The organism is Herpetosiphonaceae bacterium (assembly GCA_036374795.1).
Classification (GTDB): domain Bacteria; phylum Chloroflexota; class Chloroflexia; order Chloroflexales; family Kallotenuaceae; genus LB3-1.
Map to the genome: position 1 here is coordinate 1 of DASUTC010000252.1, position 5,089 is coordinate 5,089.

Annotated in this window: 4 protein-coding genes; 2 read left to right on the plus strand and 2 right to left on the minus strand. The window is 59.8% G+C overall.

What is annotated here, in order from left to right; all coding sequences use genetic code 11:
* Positions 1–99: 99 nt before the first annotated feature.
* Entirely contained in the window at positions 100–1,194 is a 1,095-nt protein-coding gene (locus tag VFZ66_18560) for a phosphatase PAP2 family protein (GenBank protein HEX6291193.1), read from the minus strand.
* A gap of 494 nt (positions 1,195–1,688) precedes the next feature.
* On the opposite strand from VFZ66_18560, the gene VFZ66_18565 reads away from it, so the two are divergent.
* Both VFZ66_18565 and VFZ66_18570 read left to right on the plus strand, forming a co-directional pair.
* Entirely contained in the window at positions 1,689–2,612 is a 924-nt protein-coding gene (locus tag VFZ66_18565; GenBank protein HEX6291194.1) for a magnesium transporter CorA family protein, read from the plus strand.
* A gap of 123 nt (positions 2,613–2,735) precedes the next feature.
* A complete protein-coding gene (locus VFZ66_18570) occupies positions 2,736–3,422 on the plus strand; it encodes an isoprenylcysteine carboxylmethyltransferase family protein (GenBank protein HEX6291195.1) in 687 nt (228 codons plus the stop codon).
* Between the two features lie 455 nt (positions 3,423–3,877).
* On the opposite strand, the gene VFZ66_18575 is transcribed toward VFZ66_18570, so the two are convergent.
* A complete protein-coding gene (locus VFZ66_18575; protein HEX6291196.1) occupies positions 3,878–4,939 on the minus strand; it encodes a hypothetical protein in 1,062 nt (353 codons plus the stop codon).
* Between the last annotated feature and the right edge of the window lie 150 nt (positions 4,940–5,089).

Below are 5,089 nucleotides of genomic sequence, written 5' to 3' on the forward strand. Positions count from 1 at the left end.
GTTTGGGAAGTAACCACGCGGGGAGTGATACGCGGTCGGTTGCTTGTGGAGCGTTTCGGACGGCTCGCGCGAAACGCTCCACCTCTGCGATCTGCCAGATCAGGCGGTCGGTTGCGCGTCCGGCTCTGCCCGTCCGAGATACCAGTCGTTGAAGCGGGGACCAAGCCAGGTCACGAAGATCGAGACGAGCACGCCGACGATGACATCGAACACATAGTGAAACCGCAGGTACATCGTCGAGAAGACGATGCTGAGCGCCCAGACGGCAAAGGCGATCCGGTAGATCCGGCTGGTGCTGTAGCGCCAGACCAGGATCATACAAATAACGCTGACGGCGGTATGCACGCTGGGAAACGTGTCGCGGGTCAGCCGGTCGATCCCGTGGCTCAGCATGGCCTCTACGTCGAAGACGCGGCGCACAAACAGGTGGCGCAGCGTGTACTGCGGGCCGATCGCGGGCATGATCAGGTAGCCCGGATAGGAGACGATCAGGCCAAGCACCAGCGATACGATCGTATTGCGGAAGGCGCGCAGCTTGCCCTGGTGCAGGAAAACAACCATCGTTACGAAGGGCATGATCATCATGCTGATGTAGATCTGCATCATGAAATTGACGCGCCACGGCGTCACCAGCGGCTCCAGCAGCTTGAGCGGCTCGTAGCCCAGAAAGATCACCCGGTCGATCACGATCAGCCAGTCGTCGCGGTCGATCGGGCTGAGCCGCCGGATAAATCCTTGCAGATTCCCGAAGGCGACGGCGCAGAAGAAATAGACGAGCATAGCCCGTGCTGCCAGAATCAGCGTGTCGGGCCGTCGCCATGCGAGCAGATGCAGTGGTCGTCCCAGCATCCAGCGCAGGCCGTGCCAGACCATGAAGCCGATCACGCAGTAGCGCAGAGCGCGAAGAAAATATTCGATCTGGCCCTGGAAGAGCGTGCGGTAGGTGCTGACGTTCTGGTACAAGATCTCCGTATTCAGCGTACGGTGGATGCTGATGTTGATACCGACAGTAACCAGGAGTAGCGCAATTGCCAGAAGTTCTTCGGGATAGAGCCAGCGAGCCAGGCCGCGCCGTCGCTGCGTCTCTCCCATCGTGAGGGTCGGATCGGCGGTGGTGGATCGATCGATCGTGCCAGGTGATGCGGTGCCCGCAGACGCGGTGCTCTGTGGATTGCGTTGATCTGCTTCGATCATAGGCTCCATCGTCCCCTTGCTTCCAACTGGATCGTGTTGCTAGCCAGAGTTACCTGAGCCGTCAGGTTGTCGGTACACAATACCAGATGATCCCTTCGCGTGTCTAGCCCTTGCAGAGCGGCGCTCAAACAATTGCACCCCTGCGCTGGCGGCTTGTCCGCGCCCCGCCGCTGCCGAAGTCCCGTCCGATCCGGCGCGTCGCTCCTGCCCGGTATTACCGCATCTCGTCGAGGAAATTGCCCAGCGCGGGAAGCGCGGCGAAGGCGCTGTAGAATTCGTTTCCGGCGGTCGTCATATCCATCACCTGCTGGATGTTGCTTGAAACGGGCCAGATTCGAGGTGCAGACCGACAGGCAGCAGCGAGATCGTGAATGCTCGCTGATACCTGTGGACGACAGCGCTCGGATCCGGTCTTGCGTATTACGTGCTTTCCTGTATGATGCAAAGACTCACCAGGGAGAGCAGAAGACACTCAGTGCTACTGGAGCGCGCTGATGCTTACTATTTTTCAGCTAGATGGTAAGGCTCTTCAACGAGTTGAAACCTTTATGCCGGGATGCTGGCTTCACGTTACCGATCCCTCCGCCACTGAAATTGATCGGCTCGTCCAGTTAGCAGCAGTGCCGCCAGCGTTTGTGTCCCACGCGCTGGACATCGATGAGCTGGCGCGCATCGACCACGATCAGGGGCAATCCCTGATCATCTTGCGAATTCCGCACTACGTGGGTCCAATCGCTGATATTCCGTATCAAACCGTCGCCCTTGGCATCATCCTCAACGAGACAGCAATCATCACCATCTCACGTGTCGCCCTCCCACTGATCGACCTGCTTATTACCACCCATCACGCTATCCCCCACCGCGAACGACTTATATTGCTCATTCTGCTCGAAACAGCACAGCAGTACGTAGCGCACGTACAGCAAATCAATCAGGGCATTGAGCAAACCGAAGCCCGCCTCAGAGCATCACTGCGGAATCAAGAACTATTCGACTTACTCAAGTTCCAGAAAAGCCTCGTGTATTTCACGACCGGCCTGAAAGCTAATCAACTGATTGTCGAACATTTACAGAAAGGTCATATTATTAATCCTGAGCCGGACGACTATGACCTGCTGGAGGATGTCATGATCGAATATGCTCAGGCGACAGAGATGACGTCGATTTCAGGAGATATATTGAGTCAGATGATGGATGCATTTGCGTCGATCATTGCGAACAACTTGAATGTCGTCATGAAAGTTTTGGCGGCTTTTACGGTTATTCTCAGCTTTCCGACGATCATTGCTAGTCTTTATGGCATGAATGTTGGCCTCCCATTTCAGAAATCGCCGCTTGCCTTTAGTGGATTGCTGCTGCTCTCACTCATCATCTCAGTGATAGTGGGAGTCCTCTTCTGGCGGCGGCACTGGCTGTAGCCGGGAACGAAGCGCTTGCCAGACATGCCTACATAGCAGCGTGCAGAGAAGCGGGCGAACACGTCATATACTGCGGCGGTAAGCACGAGTTGTTCGCTCCCGCGTCGTTGCAGGAGGTGTGCTATGACGGTCAATCTTAAGCTGCTCACGGTACAAATCGTCGGTATGTTCGTGGTCTTCGCGCTGGCCCTGTTTTTGGCGGCAGGCACCGTGGCCTGGCCTGCCGGCTGGGCCTTTCTCGTGCTGTTCTTTGGCTTCACGGTCGCGATCAGCCTATGGTTGCTGCGCAACAACCCCGGCTTGCTAACGGAGCGCATGACCGGGATCGGCAAGCCCGATCAGCAGACCTGGGATAAGGTGTTCTTCGGAGTGGCAAACCTGATCTTTCTTGCCTGGCTGATCGCGATGCCGCTCGACGCGGTGCGGTTCCACTGGTCCCAGATGCCAGGCTGGCTCCAGGTGCTCGGAGCGATTCTGCTGCTGGCCTCGTTCTACCTCTTTTTCCTGACGTTTCGCGAAAACTCGTACCTGTCGCCTGCCGTGCGTCTGCAAGCCGAGCGCGGGCAAACAGTCGTATCCACGGGACCGTATCGGTACGTGCGCCATCCGATGTATGCCACCGCGATCATCTTCTTGGTCGGCACAACCCTGTTGCTGGGATCGTGGTATGGCTTCGTCCTGGTGCTGCTCCTCGCCGTCGGCATAGCGCTGCGCGCGGTGCAGGAGGAGCGCTTGCTCCGAGCCGAGCTGCCCGGATATGATGCGTATATGGCACATGTGAAATATCGGCTCATCCCGTATATCTGGTAGCCGACGAACATCGCGGGTAGAGATAGCCTGCGGCAGCATCGTTCTGCCGCAGGCTGAACCAAGCGTGTCATCCCTGCCACTTCCTTTTCAACGAGCTTCAGGCCGTCGATGTAGCAGGTGACGACATCACGCGGCGCATTCCCCTGGCCGGTCGTCGATCGAATCGAGATCTCCACATAGTTCAGGTCGGCCAGGATGATGTCCTTCTCAAGCTGCGCCTTCGCCGCTTGCTGCGCTGCTTGGGTCAGCGCGGGATCGATGTAGCGGCTTCTGATGGTCGTGGACGGCGTGGTCCTGGCCGAGACGGGAGCCGACGAGGAGATGATCGTGCCCGATGGATTATAGGCTGCGCGGCGTAGCGGTAGCTCTCGCCGGGCCGTAGGCCGAAATCAGTGAAATACCAGACCACGGCAATCGTGCGTCCCACTGTCGGATCGTTCTGCCGCTCCGCGCGCTCATACAGCTCCGGGCGTCGGGCCGCGCATGGCAGCGGGCTGGTGGCGCTGCCGCGAGCCAAGCGCGACCGCTATTGCCAGCAGGATCAGGAGGTCGAAGATCAAGCCGAACGCGACATACGCCTCAGGCGTGACCAGCAGCACCAGCAGCACCAGCGCGGCGATCAGGCTGAAAGGCGGCCACCAGCGTCGGCCCCAGAGCAGCGCGCCAAGCAGCGTGATCCCAACGGCCAGAAATCCGGCCAGCGCTCCGTCGGCGTTTCCGGTGGTCAACAGCACGGGCGCAGCTACCGCCGAGGGCACGAGCAGCCACGGCCATCGTCGGCGTTGAGCGAGAAACAGGCCGAGCACGCCGATGCCGACCGCCGCCCACCCGATCCGCGCCGGTATTGCCAGCGCCGGTTGCGGGTACACGCGGCCTTCCGCCAGGGCCTTGATGCCGAGCATCATACGGCGCTCAACCGTGAAGTGCATCGGGTCCCAGAGCAGCCAGCGCACCAGCAGCGGCATCGTGTTGTACTCGCGGCAGAGCAGGCGCGTGCTCCGAGCATCGATCGGCTGAAGCACATACACGCAGGGCAGGTGCCCGATCGCCTGTCCCGGCTGTAGCACATCGACCGGTAGCGTGGTGACATCGCGCATCGGACCGCCGAAGACATCCTGGCGAGCCATCGGCACCCGATCGCCGATCTGGCGCTGCTGCCATTCGGGCCGGATCTCGTGGACTTCCGGCATGGCCGCGAGCGCGAGATTTTCCAGCCAGGTGTAGCTGTAGAATCCCGACCGATCCTGTCCAATCTGGAGCAGCCAGGGCCAGATCTTCTCCGGTGGAGCGTCGATCGTCACGGCGCGAGTAGCACGTACCGCAGACGGCTGCGCCAGTTCATCGCCGGGCAAGATCATCTGCTGCTCGGCAGCGGTGGCACCCCAGCGCAGCAGCCAGGGATGCAGCACGGCGAGATAGACCGCAAACATGGCCGCTACGAGCGACAGCAGATACCGAGGCCGGAGTACACGCCCGGCCTGCGCGACCCTGCCGTGCGCGTCGATGATCGCAAACATAGCCTTCTCCTTTCACGGGCACGTGTTCGATCCAGCGATAGGCAGATCTGCGGCAGACGCATGGTGCGCGGCGTTGAGGATAAAGGCGACGGGATCGAGCGTGTGACCTGCGTTCCTGCTGGAAAAACCATGACTCGAACTGTGGGACAG

Bases quoted from the DNA above. Each gene is read 5' to 3' on its own strand.
- VFZ66_18575 (HEX6291196.1), bottom strand. From the start codon at position 4,939: ATGTTTGCGATCATCGACGCGCACGGCAGGGTCGCGCAGGCCGGGCGT.
- VFZ66_18565 (HEX6291194.1), top strand. From the start codon at position 1,689: ATGCTTACTATTTTTCAGCTAGATGGTAAGGCTCTTCAACGAGTTGAA.
- VFZ66_18570 (HEX6291195.1), top strand. From the start codon at position 2,736: ATGACGGTCAATCTTAAGCTGCTCACGGTACAAATCGTCGGTATGTTC.
- VFZ66_18560 (HEX6291193.1), bottom strand. From the start codon at position 1,194: ATGATCGAAGCAGATCAACGCAATCCACAGAGCACCGCGTCTGCGGGC.